Here is a 19,807-nt window from a genome sequence, read left to right as displayed (position 1 = left end):
GGTTTACACTTCTTCCTGCGTTTTATCTGATATTTGCTCAAGTGTTTGAATGCGGAGACTTAACTTGTCGATTTGTGCTGTAACTTTACCAATATCATCAATAAAATTTTGGCATTCGCGATGAGTCACCAATAATCTTTTCTCATGTACAAGCCATTCACTTGCATCGGCTTTGATTTGTTTACTGGCGAACATTAATTTATCTGAAATAGTATGTGCCAATTGTGTCAATTTATATGTCGGAATGTCGCCAATATGCTTAGCTAATTCACTTTGCCAGTCAATATCAATAGACTCAGCCAAGGCCATAAATGCTTGGGCAATTTTTAAATCACCTTCAATATCTAATAAGTCGTCTTTAATTGCTTGTGTTAAGGCATGATTTTCTTTGATTGTTTTTAACGCCTTAAGACTCGTCGTTATAGTGCAATCAGCGCTGTCTATGTTGCCGGTGACTAAAATTTTTTCTTGGTGGCAGGTAAAACATAAGGGAAAATTAAGTTCAGTTAAATGCAGCGCGAGTGTTTTTTGTTCAAGAGTTGTTAATTTGAGCTTGCTGGTTTTATGCGCACTATTAATCGTTAATGCTTGATTAACTACATATTCAAGTGCCATTGATAATTTTTGTTGCGGCATTAAAAAGCTCATAAGTTAAAACTTATAACCTTTATGCAATGCGACAATACCACCGGTTAGATTTTTATAGTTTGCTTGTTCAAATCCTGCTTCCTCCATCATGCTTTTTAATTTCTCTTGTGCAGGATGCATACGAATTGATTCGGCAAGATATTGATAGCTATCACCATCTTTAGCAACTATTTCTCCAATTTTGGGGAGTATATTAAAAGAATAAAAATCGTACGCTTTATTTAACAGCTCGTGTTCCGGTTTTGAAAACTCCAGTATTAGTAAGCGTCCACCAGGTTTTAATACGCGATAAATAGAGCGTAAAGCCATGTCTTTATCAGTCACGTTTCGTAAACCAAAAGCAATGGTTACAATATCAAAAGAGTTATCTTCAAAGGGAAGATATTGGGCATTTGCTTGTACATACTCTATATTTTGTACTAAGCCTTTATCGCGTAATTTATCTCGACCAACTTTTAACATAGAGCTATTTATGTCAGCTAAAACTACTTTACCGTCTTTGCCAACTAAACGAGAAAATTTTGCTGTTAAATCGCCGGTACCACCGGCTAAATCAAGTACCTTGTTGCCCGGCCTTACACCGCTTGCATCAATGGTAAAGCGTTTCCATAAGCGATGTATGCCAAAAGACATAAGATCATTCATTACATCGTATTGTTGAGCAACAGAATGAAAAACACCCGCTACTTTAGATTCTTTCTCTTTTGTTTCAACTGTTTGAAAACCAAAATGAGTCGTTTCTGGTTCATTGCTTTGAGCTGGAGATGATGGGCTTTGTTCTTGCGCTGACATGTTTTCTTCACTTAACGTTGAAATTATTACTAGTCTATCTTATTTTGAGTGAATAATTAAACGATTAGATCAATAAAGCAAGTGGCTTTATACTTTTAGATTGTAATGAATTAACTTAAATTTAAGAGATGTTTATGCAGCTTTTCTCAGTTTTAAAAATTACACTATGTTTTAGCATAATATTGTTGGGTGCCTGTACAAATAAGCAATTGTATAACACGATACAAGAAACTAATGAATCGCGTTGTCGAGCAAAAGTAGGACCAGAAAGGGAACAGTGTTTTGCTGAACTTAATACGAAAAATTACCAAGAATATGAGCAAGCTCGCAAGTCGGTTGATAAGGATAATTTACACTAGGATTTTTTTTATATGATGGTTATACTGCCCATAAATTAGTAACATATTTTTAACAAAAAGGATTGTAATGAAGTATTTTTGTGGAATGTTAATGGTGCTTTTATTAGCGGCTTGCCAAGATAGGGCTCACGTAAGCAGCGAAACACATGAAAGCAAACCTGTGGTAAAAGAGGAAAGCAAAGCGTCTGATGATAACGATCAAACATTTGATAATTTACCTTGCGTAAACCAATCTTCAATTAAAAAATCACCTCCGATTAAAGATAAAAGCAAGATACAAGAGATGTTGCTTAAATCTGGAAAAATTACAGCGGATATGACCCCGCAGCAAATAGAGAAGGCAGTGAATAGCTATATTAGAAACAAAAACGCTGCATTTAACGATTGTGGGAAAAAAGGTTAATTATGAAACATACAATTATTAGTACGTTATTATTGTCTGCTGTAAGTCTTTCGGCTTTTTCAAGCGATCTACCTAATTACTCAAAATCTCATGCCGATCCTGGAGTCATTAACAAAGAAGGTATCTTGTATTGGCTTGAAAAACGTGGTGAGTTAAAGCCTAATGCAAGCGAAGCAGAAAAACTACAAGCGTTTAATCAATACCTTGGAAAAAAATCTTTTGAGCCTAAGCCGCTACCAGGAGCATTTGGTAGAAAGATGATGACAGAGCAACAAACAAGCTTCGCGAGTTATAAGTTAATGGACTCCCCATCAACAAAAATGATGAGTAAAGCCCGTTCACAAGCCAATGCTCTTGAAAATGAAGTCACCAATGTTAATGTGCTTGCATTGCTAATTGAATTTCCAGATCACGAAGCAAATAAAAGCATATATACAATAGAGCATTATACGAAACGTTTATTTGATAAAATAGATGTTAATAATTTAAATGCAGATATTACTTCTGCTAGTCAATATTATTATTTAGAGTCGGGTGGTTCATTTAACTTTGATGGAAAAGTTAATGACTGGCCTAATGCTACTTGGTTAATGGCTGACAATAATGCCGCGTATTATGGGGGTAATGATGAAAATGATGATGATAAAGCAGTCCCCGAGCTGATCAAAGAAGCCGTGACTAAGGCGGTTGCAGCGGGTCTTAATTTAAGTGATTATGATTTAGATAATGACGGAATTATTGACCATGTTATGGTATTTCATTCAGCTACAGGAGAGGAAGCTGGTGGTGGTTCTATCGGAGCAGATGCCATTTGGTCACATCGATATGTATCTACAGAAGCCAATGGTACCCCTGCTATCATAGAGGGCTCAAATATCAAACTTTACGGCTATACAGTTACCCCCGTTGATGCCAGAATTGGTGTTATAGCCCATGAATTTGGTCATGATTTGGGTTACCCTGACGAATATGATACCGCGGGTGGATTTTACGGTTCACCGGTAGGTGATTGGTCCATTATGGCATCAGGAAGCTGGGTTGATGGTGGTTCACATCCTTCTGGTTTTAGTCCATTTGCGAAAGACTTTTTACAAGATAAGTTGGGAGGGAATTGGATCAACCAACATGTTATAGAATTAGATAATTTAAGGTTAGAAAATATTGACTTAGTTGCAGCTTCTAATCATGAAGCTAATAATATTAATCAAATTAAAATATCACTTCCCAAAGAAAGTACATTGTATAAGCCATATACAGGGACATACCAATTTTATTCATCTGAAGGGCATGGTCTTAATAGTACACTTTCGTTTAATGTAGATTTACCTGAAGGCAGCTCAGTTTTATCAATGAAATCTCATTGGGATATAGAACAAGATTGGGATTATGTTTTAGTTACTGTTAACGATACGGTCATTGCTGGTAACCATACCAAAGTTAATAATTCTCAATACGATGAAGTTAAGAACTTTATTTCAGGTAGTTCACTTAGTATCGATAGTGCTGAAGGCAAGCTAGGTTGGGTTGATTTAACGTTTGACTTATCGGCTTATGAAAATCAATCAGTTGAGATTAAAGTTTCCTATATTACCGACTTATATGTTGGTGGTTATGGTTTTGTTGTCGATGATATTAAAATTACCAACGGAGAAAATGAACTTTTTAATAATGGCGCTGAAGTTCAAGAGGCTATTTCTCTCGCTGGAGGATTCTTTATTTCAGAAGAGTGGAGCAAAGAAGGTGGAGCACGTAATTATTATGCACAGCTAAGGAACTATCAGGGGACCGATACGTATTTAGCGGGTGAAAATTATGATACGGGTGTTGTGCTGTGGTATCGAGATAGTAATGTCTCTGACAATAATGTTAATACACACCCTGGGCAGGTTTTTATAGGTGTAGTTGATGGTGATCAAAACCCAATAAAACGCTACGGAAGTATAAGTAATACCGGAACGCAAATTAGAGACGCAGCATTTAGTTTATTTGACCAAACAGCTTTTAATGGTGATAGCCATTTAACAGCCGTTTCGAGATTTGATGATAAATTGGATTATTCGTCGCCTTTCCAACCAGAATCAGGTATTCAATTACCTACTTTAGGCCTATCAATGGAAGTGATTACTATGGAAGAAAATAGTAATAGCGCGACGATTGAATTTGCAAAAAATGATGCTGACTTTATAGAAACTATTCGTAATGGTCGAGAGATTACCTTAACCCTAACTTCTGATAATATTGATAATGATAGTTCGATTACTTGGCAGTTAGGTGACGGTACAACCTTGACTGGCCAGGAAGTTACTCACACTTATGCAAGTGATGGTAGATTTGATATTAGTGTTGCCTATATGCGAGCATCAGAATCAGTAGAATTAACTAAAACGGTTACTATAGCTGAAAAAATAACGGGTTCTATCACGCCACAAATTAATGGAACAACGGTTGTATTTTCGGCAGAATTATCAGGTGGTCTAGGTGATTTTGTATACCGATGGGATGTTGGCGATGGTAGTGACATTGTTAACGGTTCAGAAATCACTCATTCTTATGAATCTTTTGGCCAATACATTGTTACTTTATCAGTGGTAGATGAAACATCAGTAACGCAAATTATTACAATGGATCTAGACCTTCAAGCAGAGCCATTATCATCTTCAATTTCATTTACTAAAACTAATTTACAAGTGAGCTTTACTGGTTCGTCAACTGGCGGTGAAGGCAGTGTATCTTATTTATGGGATTTTGGTGATGGGGGAACGAGTTCACTACAAAATCCAAATCATACTTACAGCTCTGCAGGCACGTATGACGTGATATTAAAAGTAACAGATGATAAAGGTACTGAAGTCGAGAGTACTACATCAGTAACCGTAACTGCAGCGCCGGTTGTTGTTCCACCAGTAAAAACTGATACATCGTCGTCAGGCGGTGGAAGTTTAGGTATTTTTTCTTTAATGGCATTGTTGTTAGGTGTACGTTTAAAAATACGGAAATAACACGGTTGAATGTGTATAAAATGGCTACTTTAAGGTAGCCATTTTTGTATTAAGCGTTACTGTAATGTTCTTTATTTGCAAGCCATCGATTGATTAATTTTATGGCTTGATCTGGATGCTGTTTCCATAACAGGTATGCGTTTTGCTGTATCTGGGGAATTAGGTCTGCATCTCTTACTAAATCGGCAATTTTAAGATCTGCTAAGCCTGTTTGTTTAGTACCAAGTAACTCTCCTGGGCCCCTAATTTCTAAATCTTTTTGTGCAATAACAAAACCATCGTTACTTTCGCGCAATACCGCTAAGCGTTTAGTCGCAGTTTTAGATAAAGGAGATTTGTACATTAAAACACAATGAGAGGCAACCGAGCCTCTACCTACACGACCACGTAGCTGATGTAATTGAGCTAGGCCTAGGCGTTCAGGGTTCTCAATAACCATTAAACTTGCATTGGGCACATCAACGCCAACCTCGATAACGGTTGTTGCTACCAGTAAATGTAACTCACCCCGTTTAAATTTTTCCATAACCTCTTGCTTTTCAACAGCTTTCATTCTGCCATGTACTAAACCAATAGCAAGTTCGGGTAAACTTTCCTGTAAGTAAATCGCAGCGTCTTCTGCTGCTTGGCATTGCAATACTTCAGACTCTTCAATTAACGTACATACCCAATAGGCTTGGCGTTCTTCGTTTAAACAACTTTGATGTATACGTGCTATAACGTCTTCACGGCGACTGTCAGGTAGTGCAACTGTGGTTATCGGTGTTCTTCCCGGCGGTAATTCATCAATAACCGAAGTATCCAGATCTGCATAGGCTGTCATTGCTAAGGTTCTAGGGATGGGGGTTGCGGTCATAATTAACTGATGCGGATAATTACCGTCAAAAGCACCTTTTTCACGTAATGATAGGCGTTGGTGAACCCCAAAACGATGTTGTTCATCAATAATTATTAAGGCTAGGTTTTTAAAGTTAACTTGTTCTTGAAACAAGGCATGAGTGCCAACTAATAATTGAATTTCCCCCTTGGCTAGCTGTTCAAGTGCCATATTGCGGGCTTTAGTTTTAGTTTTCCCTGCAAGCCAGCCAACAGTAATACCAAGGGGTTGGAACCAGAGTTGGAAATTAATAGCGTGCTGCTCAGCTAGTATTTCTGTGGGTGCCATTAACGCTACCTGCGTATTCTGGCTGATAGCTGTTATAGCGGCTAAAGCCGCTACTAACGTTTTCCCTGATCCTACATCACCCTGAACTAATCGCATCATAGGCATATTTTTAGCTAAATCGTGTCTTATTTCCGATACTACTCGGTTTTGTGCGTTAGTCGGTGTAAAAGGTAAAGCAGCTAAAAATTGCTGTTCTAATGTAATATTCACACTTAATGAGACGGCTTGATGAATATCACTATTGTGTCTGAGCTTTAGCATACTTAAGTTGTGTGCTAATAACTCCTCTTTTATTAAGCGTAATTGTGCTGGGTGTCTGCCTTGCTCTAATAAAATAACTGAGGTATCAGGAGGAGGGCGATGAATTAGTGCTAATGCTTGCTTAAGGGAATAACTTTCAAAAAGCATTTCATTGGGCAAGAGCTCTTCAATATCACCACGTGCTAACCTCTTTAACGCTTGTTCGGTTAAATTACGCAATGAGATTTGCCGAAGCCCTTCTGTCGTTGAATATACAGGTGTCAGTGTTTCTTCCACTGGGGTTAAGGGTTGATCTTGATCTAAAGGTTTATATTCGGGGTGAACAATTTCTAAGCTCCGCGCGCCGCGGTTTATTTCACCATAGCAGCGAATCTGCATACCAACAGCTAAATTATTTCGTTGAGCGGCTGAAAAGTGAAAGAATCGTAAATTGACAATACCTGTACCATCGTTAATGGTAACCAGCATCATCCTACGTTTACCCTGAATAATTTGGTTATTAGTAATTTCACCAATAATATTAGTAAAAATACCAGGGATACAATCTCTAATGGTGGTTATTCGAGTACGATCTTCATAGCGCAGAGGTAAATGAAAAAGCAAATCTTGTACCGAATACAAGCCTACTTTTTCTAACTTTGTGGCCATACTTGGTCCAACACCTTTGAGTGTTGAAATAGAAATTCGAGCGAGATTATTTAATCCTTCTAGCTCATTCACTTTAGCGTCCTTAAAAAGAGTCCAATAGTGTTAATTGTCTAAATCTTGCCAAGTTTCTTTGGTCATCTGCATTTTTTTCCACCAGTCATCAGAAGCAATAATTTGTCCATTTTCATCTATTTGAGGGTAAGGAAGCCCTTTACGTTTACAAGCTTGGGCAAAAATAGGGTGTCCACCTTCAAATAGAAAACGTTGACGACGTGCTTCGCTAATGCGTGGTTCATTGTAAAGGCCCGCCAGTTGTCTCTGACGTTGGGCTTCGTAAAGAACGACAGAACACGCTACAGACACGTTAAGTGACTGAACCATACCGACCATAGGGATCACAATATCCTGATCAGCTAAAGCCAGCGCTGTTTCTGAAGCGCCAAACTTCTCTTGACCTAATATAATGGCAGTAGGTTTGGTGTAGTCTATTTCTCTAAAATCAACCGCGGTGTCAGACAAGTTAGTCACTAATACTTGCATATTCTGCGCTTTTAGCTGGGCGATGGCATCTTCTGTTTTGGTATAATTGTGAACATCAATCCAGTTTTGACTACCCGCAGCACTGCCACCTGAAACGCGCATACGTTCATTTTTCCAGACAGCATGAACATCACTAACGCCTATTGCATCGGCAGTTCGAACAACGGCAGCTAAATTATGCGTTTTATGAACACCTTCCATACATACCGTTAGATCGGGTTGACGATGATCTAGCATGGTGTTTATTCGTTGCAGTCGTTCTGGTGTCATAAATTGTTCGCTTTCGTTAGTATGCGTTAACGCCAAAGTATCTTTGACGTATTGATGTTACTTTTTTAATTGAGTCTACGTTGTGTATATTGGTTTAGCTAACGTTTGGTACTTCCATGATACCGTCGATTTCAATAGCGACATCTTTCGGCAGTCTTGATACTTGAATAGCAGCGCGTGCCGGATACGGTTCTTTAAAGTATTGACTCATAACTTCGTTAACAGTGGCAAAGTTTGATAGGTCAGTCATAAATATGTTTACTTTAACCATATCGTTAATATCGCCACCAGCAGCATTACAAACCGCAACAAGATTTTTAAATACCTGATCAGCTTGTGCGGCAAAGTCGCCTTCGATAACTTCCATGGTTTCTGGAATTAGTGGAATTTGGCCTGATAAATAAACCGTATTGGTTACTTTGACGGCTTGGCTATAAGTGCCAATAGCACTAGGTGCTTTATTCGTTTTAATAATCGTTTTCATTAATACCCTTACTTCCGTATCTTATCTTTGATGAGTTATTTATTACGAACGACGCGTTGAACGTCAATCATTACTTTGATTTTTCGAATGATGCCCGCTAAATGTACACGGTTTAAGCAGGTAAGTTCCATATCAACGGCATAAATACCAGAATCTTTTTCACCTGAATTTAGCGTGTGTACATTTGAGCCTGCCTTAGCGACAACATTGGTTAATTTTGCCAATGCACCTTGATGATTTACAATTTCAATGCGAAGTTTTGCAATAAATTCACGTTCGATATCAGTATCCCATTTCACTGGAAACAGTTGGCCTTCTTGATGACCTTTAATATTGCGACAACCTTGCTGATGTACTATCAAGCCTTTTCCAGGGCTCAAATAAGCTAAAATGGCATCACCAGGAATAGGGCGACAGCATTTACCGTAAGTGACGAGCATGCCTTCAGTGCCTTTGATTGGCATTTTATTTTTACTGGTTGAGTGGTTTAAAATATTGTCTTCGGTAAACTCATCCGTTAGTCGACGGGCAATACCGATACTTAGGGCGTTTCCTAAACCAATATTAACAAGCAGTTCGTCAAACGATTTATTACTGGTTTCACGTACAACTTGATCAATCTTCTCCTGACTGATTTCGGTTATTTTTACTTTACCTAACGCGTGGCTTAACAATCGTCGACCTAGAGCAAGAGATTCATTTTGTTCTTGTGAACGTAAATAGGTACGAATTTGCAAACGGGCTTTGGCTGTAACAACAAAGTTGAGCCAAGTGGCATTTGGTCGAGCTGAAGGCGAGGTTATTACTTCAATTGTTTGACCCGAATCAATAGGTTGATTAAGAGGAAAAGGTTTTCTATCGACTTTCACACCAACACAGGAATTACCAACATCTGTATGTACAGCGTAAGCAAAATCTACCGAAGTGGCTCCCATGGGTAATTCAATAATTTTCCCGTCAGGCGTAAAAACATATATTTCTTCAGGAAATAAATCAGATTTTACATTTTCTATGAATTCAAAAGAGCTACCGGCACTTTGTTGGAGCTCTAATAAACTTTGCATCCAACGGCGTGCTTTCATTTGAGCTGTGGTGCCGCTGTCATCACCATCTTGTTTATATAACCAATGTGCCGCCACTCCTTTGTCAGCCATTTGATCCATATCATGGGTGCGAATTTGAATTTCTACCGGAATACCATGAGGGCCAACTAACGAAGTGTGTAAAGATTGATAACCGTTAGTTTTAGGGATAGCAATATAATCTTTAAAGCGAGTTTCAATTGGTTTAAATAAGTTGTGCACTGCTCCTAATGCGCGGTAGCAGTCGTCAATTTTATCGCCAACAATGACACGAAAAGCGTAAATATCCATAACTTCATTAAACATTAATTCTTTATTTAGCATTTTTCGATAAATAGAAAACAAATGTTTTTCACGACCAATGACTTGAGAAGAAATGCCACTTTCTTCTAATCTCGCTTCAATTTCTTCACGGATGTTGTTAATGATTTCTTTTCGATTACCACGTGCTTGCTTAATTGCGGATTTTAGTGCGCGCGCGCGCATAGGGTAAAGCGCTTCAAACCCGAGGACTTCTAGTTCATTTTTTATGTCGTGTATACCAAGGCGATTAGCAATGGGTGCGTAAATATCTAGGGTTTCACGTGCGATACGGCGACGTTTATCAGGTCTTAACGACTCTAAAGTTCTCATATTATGAGTACGGTCAGCTAATTTGATCAGAATAACCCGTATATCTTGCACCATGGCAAGGATCATTTTACGAAAGTTTTCTGCTTGCATTTCTTCTTTGTTATCAAACTTGAGTTTATCAAGTTTACTTACACCCTCTACTAGCTCTGCTACTGTGTGACCAAATAATTCTGCAAGTTCGTCTTTAGTGACAGGTGTATCTTCAATAACATCATGTAAAAGGGCAGCCATGAGCGTTTCATGGTCAAGATTCATTTTAGCTAGATTATGTGCAACAGCGACCGGATGGGTAATATAAGGTTCACCACTTGAACGCATTTGCCCTTCATGGGCATCTCTTGCCACAATGTAGGCTTGTTTTAATAAGTCGACTTGTACTTTTGACAAGTAACTTGAAACAATTTCTTTCAATGGTTCAAAAAGGTACACCAGCTTTTCCTTGATGAGGGTAGTTTTAATTAAAGAATACGTGTATTTAAATAGAAAGCCAATATTTTAAAGATCCTGAATGAATCAATTAGCGGGTATATTACGGTTATTTAAATAGTTAAAATAAAAAACGCGCAATTACTTATAGGTAAATTACGCGTTTATTGGTTTTCTGCATCACTAAATTATTGGCTGTTTCCACCAACAATAGCCGCAACAGCAGCTAATTCAGCTGATTCTTGTTGCACTTGCTCATGACGATCAGAAACATCCATCACTGAAGACGTTATTAACCCTTCTTCAATTTCTCTTAATGCTAGTACGGTTGGCTTATCGTTTTCTCTTTCAACCAATGGATCTTTACCACCCGTTGCAATTTGACGAGCACGACGAGATGCTACCAACACCAAGTCAAAACGATTACCGATTTTATCTACGGCATCTTCAACAGTTACGCGAGCCATTTGGTCACTCCAACTTCAATTTTTATAAAATAGTTGCGTAGTTTACTATGTGCTTAATCGTTAGCCAATAGATCTTTGAATAAATCTTTATGATTTTCTACTTGTTGACTACGTTTTAAGCGTTGATTTTCGACAATAGTCACTAAATCAGCTAAAGCTTGTTCGAATTCATCATTGATAATGATGTAATCAAATTCTTGAAAATGAGAACATTCAGATTGTGCTTGTGCCATACGTTGTGCAATGACTTCTTCACTGTCTTGACCTCGTTTACGCAACCTATCTTCCAGGGTGGCTCTTGATGGGGGACTGATAAAAATAGTGGTAACGTCAGGTTTTTTCATTCGAACCTGTTGCGCACCTTGCCAATCAATATCAAGGAAAACATCAATTCCTTTTGCTAGTTGCTCATCAATAGCTACTTCTGAGGTACCGTAGTAATTATCAAATACTTCAGCCCATTCATAAAAATGCTTCTGTTCAATGCTTTTCTTAAAATCTTCTACTGAAACAAAGTGGTAGTGTTCGCCATTGATTTCACCTGGTCTTGGTTCTCTTGTGGTATGAGAAACAGATACTTGTAGCTTTCGTTTATTCGGTTGTTTTAATAAAGCAGTGATCAGACTCGATTTACCCGCACCACTAGGGGCTGACAGTATGAATAAATTACCAGGGGTGGCCACGATGTTTCTCCTAACGGCATATGTATTATATTCAAAGAAATAGATAACTGAATATAATCTTTAATCAATAATAAACAAGTCGCGCACTATACTGAAATTTTAGCAAATTGACTAGACCACGCCTTGTTTGGTGCACCTAAACGTTTTTTCAAGCAAAATTCATCCACAAAAAATCGATAGGCTCTAAGTCATTAATTTCGAACCACAGATTAGTCTGTTTTCTATTCTGTCATATCTGATGTTATTTCGGTAAAAGCAATGGCGTTACGTGTGCTGTTTTTTACTTGGTAAAGTTTATCATCTGCTTTTTTAATAACGCTTTCTAATGCTGTGTTGTAGGTTGGTGATATTTGTGCTGCGCCAATGCTCACTGAAATTTGTGAGCAGGCAATAGAGGTTGAGTGCTGAATATTGAGTAAATGCACCTGTTCAATACATTCAGCTAAAATAGTTTGAATATTATTTTTTTTGTTAACAGGTAAGTAAAAGTAGAATTCTTCTCCGCCACAGCGATATATATCACCATGGTATTCGTAAAGCACTCGACGAAGAGCATTAGCAACCTTACGTAAGACAATATCACCCATTTGATGGCCGTAAGTGTCATTATATAGTTTAAAACAATCAACATCAGCTATTCCAATGACAATGCCTTGCTTGGCTTCAATAGCAAATATCCATTGCTCTTTTATATCTTTTTCCCATTTTCGCCGATTGGGCAGTTCAGTTAAGCTGTCAAAATTTGCAAACCGCTCCAGTAATTCACGTTGTCTTATGATTTCGAGGTGAGTGTTTACTCTTGCGCGAACAATGCCATAATTAAAGGGTTTCTGAATGTAATCGCAAGCCCCAAGTGTTAAACCTTTTTCTTCATCTTCAGCACTTTGTAATCCCGTAATAAAAATAACAGGAATGTGTTTTATTTTGTCCTCTTGTTTTATTGATTGAATTAACTCAAAACCATTTTCTTCTGGCATTAATACATCGAGTAAAATCAAATCAGGAATAATATCTAAGGCTATTTTCAGTCCTTGATGTGCACTTTTACAAGCTACAACTTTATAATGCTCTTTAAAAATTGAGGCGAGAATTTTCAGATTTACACTTTCGTCATCAATACACAGTATTGTGAAATGTTTATCAACGGCGCGTCTTTGGCCTACTTTATCCTGTCCTTGAGTCATATTAATCTCTTTTATGCGATATTGTTAAGTTGTTAATTACTTAAAGATTTTTCAATTTGAATTAAAGCATCCATGGCTTCCCCAAAGTCGTAATCATTAATTAATGCATGAAGGTGAGCTATCTCACTATGATATTCTGTTCTTTCAGCTAACTGATAAAGTTGCTGTGAAACCTCTTCAGCAATTATATCGGCATTATTTAGTAACGGTTTTAATTGCTCTATAAATACTTTAGCTTGACTTGTATTAAGTATTTCAGTCGCTTCAGGACGTTTTTCCTGTTGATAAACACGATTTAATTGTGCAATAAGATATTCAATATGAGTGCAGACTTCGTTCAATTTCAGTTCAATATGTACACCTTGTTTTTTTAATTCACTCTCTAGCATATTAGCTGATTGTGATAGTTCGTAAGCTCCAATATATTGGGCTGTGGATTTTAAGGAGTGAATTCTGCGATAAAATTCTTCTTGTTGATGGGCTTTATAAAGCTCACTTATATCATGTGCTAATGTTTGATATTTATGCCAAAAGTCTTTTACTAATTGGAGGTATAAGGCGCGTTTTCCTTGAATTTTCTTTACGGCCTCATCAACATGTAGGGTCGTATTATCTTTAAGTAGCTGTAACTTATGCATGTCTTTTGCAATTTCTGGTTTTTCATCACTGTTTTTAGCTGATAATTTATTTGCAATTAAATAATGCGTTAAGGTTTGATATAGCAATTCAGGTTCTATCGGCTTAGTTAAATGCTGATTCATGCCCGCAATAATACTTTTTTCAACATCTCCCTCCATAGCATGGGCTGTCATTGCAATAATAGGAAGGTCTATTAATTTAAGTGTATTACGTATTTCAGTTGCCGCCGTCAATCCATCCATTTCAGGCATTTGAATATCCATTAACACAATATCAAAAGGGGCTATCGCTAACTTTTCTAAGGCAATTACGCCATTTTCAGCGCATTCAATAGAAATGCCAGTATCTGCTAAAAATTCTTTAGCGACTTGTTGATTAATTAGGTTATCTTCAACAAGTAACACTTTGAAATCACTTAAATCAGGAATAATGACTTGGTGTTCAACATCGAGCGCTTGAATTGGCTGACTTTCTTTGCTTAATAGCTCAATAATAGAGTCAACTAAAACGGATTGTTCGATTGGTTTTTCTATGAATTTTTCAATTTCAACATCTTTTGCAAAGCGTTTAGCTTCGTCTTTGTCATATGCAGAAACCATCAAAATATGTGGGGGCTTGCCTTGTGCTTGTTGTTGTATCTTTCTTGCCGCTTCAATGCCATCCATTATCGGCATTTTCCAATCCATAAGCACTAAATCATAAGGCTGGGCTAATTTTTCGGCAGATAGTACTTGCTCAAGCGCATGCTGTCCATCATTTACACCGTCAGCTTGAATGCCTATGTGTGAAAGGGCGTTTAATAGTACTTTGCGAGTAATATCAATATCATCAGCAACAAGTACTTTTAGGCTAGAAAGCGCTTGTCTATTGAAAGTTAACTTAGCATTGCTTTGCTGAGAGCACTGCTCAAATTTTGCAGTAAAGCTGAAACTAGAGCCTTTATTATGCTCACTAACTACCCAAATTTTTCCATCCATTAATTCAGCTAATTGTTTGCTGATTGCTAAGCCTAAGCCAGTGCCACCATATTTTCGGGTAACAGAGTCATCGGCCTGAGAAAATGATTCAAATAAACGCTTTGTTTGTTCATCCGTCATGCCTATGCCGGTATCGTGTACAGAGAATTTTAATTCTGTGATGACTTTATTACTGTTTAATTTTTCAATATGAATGTGGATTGAACCTTCATTAGTGAATTTAATGGCGTTATTGGCAAGGTTAATAATTATTTGTTGCAGTCTTAAAGGGTCGCCAATTAAAGTTTGAGGGACGTTATTGTTAATATCAATTACAAACTCTAAACCTTTTTCATGTACTTTATACGTACATACATTTACCACGCGTTGTAATATATCAGAGAGTGAAAATGTTACTCGTTCTAGGCTCATTTTTTGAGCTTCAATTTTTGAAAAGTCTAGAATGTCATTAATTAACTCAAGCAAAGATTTTGATGAATCTTGGATTTTTTCTAAATAATCCTTTTGAGCACCATTTAAATTTGTACGCAAGGCAAGTTGACTTAAACCAATTATTGCGTTCATTGGTGTTCTTATTTCATGGCTCATGTTTGCTAAGAAGTTAGATTTTGCTTGGCTTGCTTGTTCTGCTTTAATTTTTTCTGAAGCAAGCTCCTTAGTACGTTCATGAATTTGATGCTCTAGGTTGCGACTATATGACAGCACTTGTTGGTAAAGTTTTGCATTATCGAAAGAAATAGCAGTTTGATCAGCGAGCAGTTGTAGTACGCTCACCCTTTCATTTGTAAATGCATTTTCAATTGCATAATGCTCTAAATACACCACACCCATTAAATTGCCTTTTACAATGCTGGGTAAGCATATAACTGATTTTGGGTGATTATTTTCAAAGTAGGGGTCATTTGAAAACTTAGATTCTGCCACTGAATTTTCAATGATTTTTGCTTGTTGCCTACGTGCTACATAATTAATCAAACTGTAGGGTAATTGGTTTTCAGAGGCGCTTTTTCCATAATTACCGATAGCTATTTCTACATTGAGAATACCTTCGGTTTGTAATAATAATGCACCTTTCTGCGCGCCTGCATTTTCTATAATTATCACCATCATACGATGTAAATACGCTTGTAAGTCGGCTTCCCCACTCAAGGTTTCGGAAGCTTTCAAGACTGAAGCTAAATCTAAGGATTGAGTGTACGAATTTTTAGGGCTTGATGAGAGCTCACTATTTATTTTGGCATGATTAAAATACCTGAGTGATTTATATTTACGCTTTAATTGTTTTGCTTTTGCGTGCGCGCCCCATATTAAGAATTTTTCATAGGAGCTTTGCAGGTAATTAGTAGCAATATCTGGTTTATCAAAAGTTAACCAATATTGAGCGACCAACTCCTGCGCTTGTGCTTGATATTGAATATAACCTTGCTGACTAGCACTATTGATAGCATCATCATATAACTGCCATGCGTTAGGTTGTTTTTCAATATGTGCAATTTCTGCGGCAATTAACTGTGCTTTATGTAAATAGTTCTCAGGAGCATTTTGTGCCCAAAGCTGAAGTAAATGTTGGTATTGTTTAAGCTTCTCAAAGATGTCTTTAAATACTTGTGACTCCTGTGTTAATGCCTTACATTGCTTGGCAAGCACTAATGCACCATAGTAAAAAAACTCTGAAAAATGGTAAAGTGAGACGACTGATGCAGCTAACGGCTCGGCTAATTCAAATTGCTCTTTAGCTTGTACATCGTCTGATAGCAAATAGGCTAAGGCCATTTTAGCACTATGATAAGCAAATAATGTGGTGGTGTTATTGGTTTCTTGCAAGAAATATAGAGATTTATATTCGTTAAAAGCAGGACCTTCAAAGTTCACTTGTATTTTTTTATGATCGCTTAGGTTCAGCAAAAACTGGTGCCAAACTTGCGTTAAGCCAAGCTGATAAGCCTGTTTTTTTTCTGCCATCAGTTGACTGTATTTTTTGAAGATGGCATCAACTTTATCTAGGCTTTCTCCCGAAAAAAGTTGGTGGGTACAAAAAAATAAAATAGAGTGGAAAGCATACTCAATATTACCAACATCAATTCCATGGTAAAAGTTATGTTCAAGTGGTGCTAATGTTTCTTTTAGATGCTTATTCCAATGGATAACTGAAACATTTCGGGTAAATTCAACTTCAATTTCTCTGTATGGGAGAGGAAATTTATTGCTAATTTCGGTTGCTAAATTAGCAAAAGCTAAACCATCTTTAAACTTGTTAAAAGCTCCGCATAATAATAAAGCATGGGTAACAAACACTTTACTTGATATTGCTGATATACCCGAGCTTAAACAAATTTTCATTGAAGTATAAGCGACGGCTAAAAAATCATTAGGATTGATTAGGTATGCGGGCGTTTGGATTGTATTTAAAATATCTAAAGCAGCTAAGCCTATTTCGTCAGTCATTATAGGTAAATCAATAAACTGGCTAATTGGCTTATTTTCGTAATAATTTTCTAAGCTTAAGTACCGATTTGCAATATCGCTTTGGTGTGCTAAGTCAAAACCTAATTCAGAGAGTATAGATAATCCTAATGATAAGGCTTCAGGCATATTATTTTGCGCAATTAGTGCTAATATTTGTATTTTAGCTAAATTTACTTTTTCGACTTTATTGCTCAAGTATTGTTGGTTTTGTTGATAAATTTCATTTATTTGTTCAAAATCTTGCGTTAAGTAACTAGCATTTGCTTTACCTAAAATAACCTGTTTTGCTTGCAAATAATGGGTATTCCATCGATTATTTCCTAAATATTGTTCGGCTTGTTCAAAATAATAAAAAGCGTTGCTGTAGGCGTTTGCTGTCAGTGCTTTTTGTCCAGCTTCTATATTGTAGGTGACAAGTAATAGCTCTTTATCTTGATCAATATATAGAGGAGCGGCATTATTTAAATGTTCAATATAATCAAAAATATTAACGTCATGATGCTTGTTTAACAGTGCAAGGTAATATTCCGCAATACTATAATGGATAGCGGACTTTGGTATGGGACGTTCAAGTGAATAAGCGGCTTGTTGTATTTTATCGTGGACAAAACGGATCGTTTCTATGGTGTCATTATCAGTTTGAGAGAATGCGCTAATTAAGCCGTGTTCAATCATTGCTTTTAAATGATGCATAATCACATCATTTTTTTTATGTAATATATCGGCAATAATATTTAGGTGAGCACTTGCTCCAATACAGGCTGTGACATGTAATATATCTTGTTGAAATTCAGACAGTCTTCTTATCCTAGCTACCATTAAGTCAACAATATTATCCGTGACTGACAACTTGTCTAGTTCGGGAATATTCCATGCCCACTGGTTAGTTTCGTCAAGGAAAAGCAAGTCTTTTTCTTGCAAAGATTTGAGGAACTCTTTTGTAAAAAATGGATTTCCCCCTGTTTTTTTAATCACAGCCGTAGAAAAAGATGTCACTTTCGATGCATCGAGGAGTAAGGTGTCAGCAATAAATTGTTTGATGACATTAGCCTTTAGTGGCTTTAACTTGATATGGCTATGAAAAGTGGATGAGTCATCAATGATGCTTAAAAAATGATTGAGTACATGAAAAGTATCAATTTCGTTATCGCGATAAGCAATGATGAGCAATAAATGCTTAATTTCTGGATGATTTATTATTTTTTCCAATAATTTTATAGTCGCGAGATCAGACCATTGCATATCATCTAAAAATAAAGTGATTAGTTTTTGCCGAGTACCTAAGGCTTTGAATAGGTTGATGATGGTATTATCGAATCGTACTTTGCTTTCACTTGGGCCTAATATTTCAACCGGTTTTTGTGGTCCGATGATGAGGCTTAAGTCAGGAATTAAATCGGTTATCAGTCTACCATTATCAGCGAGTTCTTGTTGAATAATACTTCGCCATTGTGCTAATTCTTCTTTGCTTTCTCCCAATATTTGTTCAATTAATTCTTTTAATGATTCTATTAATGCAAAATATGCGGTAGATTTTTTATATTGTTCAAATTTACCACTAGCAAAGTAGCTTTTTTCTTCGTTGATGGGGTGGTGTATCTCTTTAATTAACCTAGACTTCCCGACACCAGAGTAGCCACTTATTACGCAAAGTTGAGTGCTGTGTTGTTTTTGTACTGTTTGGTAAGCGTTAAATAAAGTTTTAACTTCTTGGTCGCGACCATATAATTTGCCAGGGAAGGTTAATGTTTCGCTGATATCGCGCTGGGCAAGTTCAAAAGGTGTCACTTCACCGTTTTCTGTTAATAAATGTAGGCATTGTTGGAAATCTTCTGATAAACCGGCAACCGTTTTATAGCGTTGCTCGGGAGTTTTTTGTAATAACTTATCTAAAATTAATGCAACTTGCTCTGGAACATTTGGTTGATAGTAATTAGCTAGCTTAGGCTCAACAGCCATATGAGCGTGCACTAATTCAATGTCATCTTCTAATTCAAAAGGGTATTGGCCAGTAAATAATTTGAAAAGTGTGGCACCTAATGAATAGATATCGGAATAATACTCGACAGGTTTGTTTATTCTGCCACTTGCTTCTGGCGACATGGCTTTGAGATTGTATTGGTCTAGTTGATTGTTATTTATACGCTTATGGATAGAACTATATTGACTCACTAATGATAAATCAAAAAGATATACCTTTAATTTATCATCTACGAAAACGTTAGTAGCATTAATGTTGTTAATGACGAGTTTTTTATCATGTAAAAGGCTGATTAAATTACAAAGGTTGATCGCAATGATTAATTGGTTTTCAAGGTTATCCGATTGCTCACTATAGTCATATAATGTGTATTGTTGATGGTAAGGGTAGATGGCGTAGTAGTAAAAAGGATCTTCAAAGGATTCTATTGTTTGTACTATTCCGTTTGTATCAATAGAGTTTGCAAGTGATATTGCTTGTTTAAACTGTACAGTTGATTGTTTGTTGTCATTTTTTTTAAATCGTTTGACTAATACTTTTTCATTATTGGCATTGTGTGCTAAAAAAGCACTGATAGAAGTCGATATTGCATTTAATTCTTTGATGATACTGTAATCTTTAAACGAAAGCATAAAAATGAGGATTCCTTGATAAATCTACTATATTCAGTAATGTCGTTTCTGCTTATCTACGGATTAGT

13 protein-coding genes are annotated in these 19,807 nt (G+C 36.8%); 3 read left to right on the top strand and 10 right to left on the bottom strand.

The annotated features are described in order from the left end of the window. Positions 1-3: 3 nt before the first annotated feature. Both IE155_RS14480 and ubiE read right to left on the bottom strand, forming a co-directional pair. Positions 4-648 (bottom strand): ubiquinone biosynthesis accessory factor UbiJ, encoded by a 645-nt coding sequence (locus tag IE155_RS14480; protein WP_229817334.1) that lies wholly within the window; start codon positions 646-648, stop codon positions 4-6. 3 nt (positions 649-651) lie between these two features. After that, on the bottom strand, positions 652-1,440 hold the full coding sequence (ubiE, locus tag IE155_RS14475; RefSeq protein WP_189378961.1) for a bifunctional demethylmenaquinone methyltransferase/2-methoxy-6-polyprenyl-1,4-benzoquinol methylase UbiE: 789 nt from the start codon (positions 1,438-1,440) through the stop codon (positions 652-654). A gap of 134 nt (positions 1,441-1,574) precedes the next feature. Between ubiE and IE155_RS14470 the strand changes: the two genes are divergently transcribed. The 3 genes from IE155_RS14470 to IE155_RS14460 all read left to right on the top strand — a co-directional run bounded on the left by IE155_RS14470 (position 1,575) and on the right by IE155_RS14460 (position 5,201). Next, complete coding sequence (locus tag IE155_RS14470; RefSeq protein WP_189378960.1) at positions 1,575-1,799, top strand: hypothetical protein; 225 nt, start codon at positions 1,575-1,577, stop codon at positions 1,797-1,799. A gap of 67 nt (positions 1,800-1,866) precedes the next feature. Further along, positions 1,867-2,202, top strand: coding sequence for a hypothetical protein (locus IE155_RS14465; RefSeq protein WP_189378959.1), 336 nt, complete (start codon positions 1,867-1,869; stop codon positions 2,200-2,202). A gap of 2 nt (positions 2,203-2,204) precedes the next feature. Continuing rightward, positions 2,205-5,201 carry a M6 family metalloprotease domain-containing protein gene (locus IE155_RS14460; RefSeq protein WP_189378958.1) on the top strand — a complete coding sequence of 999 codons (2,997 nt, stop codon included), beginning with the start codon at positions 2,205-2,207 and terminating at the stop codon, positions 5,199-5,201. 49 nt (positions 5,202-5,250) lie between these two features. Here the strand turns inward: IE155_RS14460 and recG are convergent, their stop codons facing one another. From recG to IE155_RS14420, 8 genes are all read right to left on the bottom strand, one after another. Next, positions 5,251-7,347, bottom strand: coding sequence for an ATP-dependent DNA helicase RecG (gene recG / locus IE155_RS14455; RefSeq protein ID WP_189378957.1), 2,097 nt, complete (start codon positions 7,345-7,347; stop codon positions 5,251-5,253). 30 nt (positions 7,348-7,377) lie between these two features. Continuing rightward, complete coding sequence (gene trmH, locus IE155_RS14450) at positions 7,378-8,085, bottom strand: tRNA (guanosine(18)-2'-O)-methyltransferase TrmH (protein WP_189378956.1); 708 nt, start codon at positions 8,083-8,085, stop codon at positions 7,378-7,380. Between the two features lie 94 nt (positions 8,086-8,179). Then, positions 8,180-8,569 carry a deaminase RidA gene (ridA, locus tag IE155_RS14445; protein ID WP_189378955.1) on the bottom strand — a complete coding sequence of 130 codons (390 nt, stop codon included), beginning with the start codon at positions 8,567-8,569 and terminating at the stop codon, positions 8,180-8,182. Between the two features lie 35 nt (positions 8,570-8,604). Further along, entirely contained in the window at positions 8,605-10,713 is a 2,109-nt protein-coding gene (gene spoT / locus IE155_RS14440; RefSeq protein ID WP_189378954.1) for a bifunctional GTP diphosphokinase/guanosine-3',5'-bis pyrophosphate 3'-pyrophosphohydrolase, read from the bottom strand. 185 nt (positions 10,714-10,898) lie between these two features. After that, positions 10,899-11,177, bottom strand: a complete 279-nt coding sequence (gene rpoZ, locus IE155_RS14435) for a DNA-directed RNA polymerase subunit omega (RefSeq protein ID WP_189378953.1) — start codon at positions 11,175-11,177, stop codon at positions 10,899-10,901. Positions 11,178-11,230: 53 nt separating this feature from the next. Further along, on the bottom strand, positions 11,231-11,860 hold the full coding sequence (gene gmk / locus IE155_RS14430; RefSeq protein WP_189378952.1) for a guanylate kinase: 630 nt from the start codon (positions 11,858-11,860) through the stop codon (positions 11,231-11,233). Positions 11,861-12,081: 221 nt separating this feature from the next. Further along, complete coding sequence (locus IE155_RS14425; RefSeq protein WP_189378951.1) at positions 12,082-13,044, bottom strand: GGDEF domain-containing response regulator; 963 nt, start codon at positions 13,042-13,044, stop codon at positions 12,082-12,084. A gap of 32 nt (positions 13,045-13,076) precedes the next feature. Then, positions 13,077-19,739 carry an ATP-binding hybrid sensor histidine kinase/response regulator gene (locus tag IE155_RS14420; RefSeq protein ID WP_189378950.1) on the bottom strand — a complete coding sequence of 2,221 codons (6,663 nt, stop codon included), beginning with the start codon at positions 19,737-19,739 and terminating at the stop codon, positions 13,077-13,079. Positions 19,740-19,807 lie beyond the last annotated feature (68 nt).

The sequence above is a fragment of the Thalassotalea profundi genome (genome assembly GCF_014653195.1).
Taxonomy (GTDB): domain Bacteria; phylum Pseudomonadota; class Gammaproteobacteria; order Enterobacterales; family Alteromonadaceae; genus Thalassotalea_B; species Thalassotalea_B profundi.
This window is presented reverse-complemented; position numbering and strand designations above follow the sequence as displayed.

Coding starts and splice junctions, on each gene's coding strand:
- IE155_RS14480 (WP_229817334.1), bottom strand. CDS start 648: ATGAGCTTTTTAATGCCGCAACAAAAATTATCAATGGCACTTGAATAT.
- ubiE (WP_189378961.1), bottom strand. CDS start 1,440: ATGTCAGCGCAAGAACAAAGCCCATCATCTCCAGCTCAAAGCAATGAA.
- IE155_RS14470 (WP_189378960.1), top strand. CDS start 1,575: ATGCAGCTTTTCTCAGTTTTAAAAATTACACTATGTTTTAGCATAATA.
- IE155_RS14465 (WP_189378959.1), top strand. CDS start 1,867: ATGAAGTATTTTTGTGGAATGTTAATGGTGCTTTTATTAGCGGCTTGC.
- IE155_RS14460 (WP_189378958.1), top strand. CDS start 2,205: ATGAAACATACAATTATTAGTACGTTATTATTGTCTGCTGTAAGTCTT.
- trmH (WP_189378956.1), bottom strand. CDS start 8,085: ATGACACCAGAACGACTGCAACGAATAAACACCATGCTAGATCATCGT.
- ridA (WP_189378955.1), bottom strand. CDS start 8,569: ATGAAAACGATTATTAAAACGAATAAAGCACCTAGTGCTATTGGCACT.
- rpoZ (WP_189378953.1), bottom strand. CDS start 11,177: ATGGCTCGCGTAACTGTTGAAGATGCCGTAGATAAAATCGGTAATCGT.
- IE155_RS14425 (WP_189378951.1), bottom strand. CDS start 13,044: ATGACTCAAGGACAGGATAAAGTAGGCCAAAGACGCGCCGTTGATAAA.
- IE155_RS14420 (WP_189378950.1), bottom strand. CDS start 19,739: ATGCTTTCGTTTAAAGATTACAGTATCATCAAAGAATTAAATGCAATA.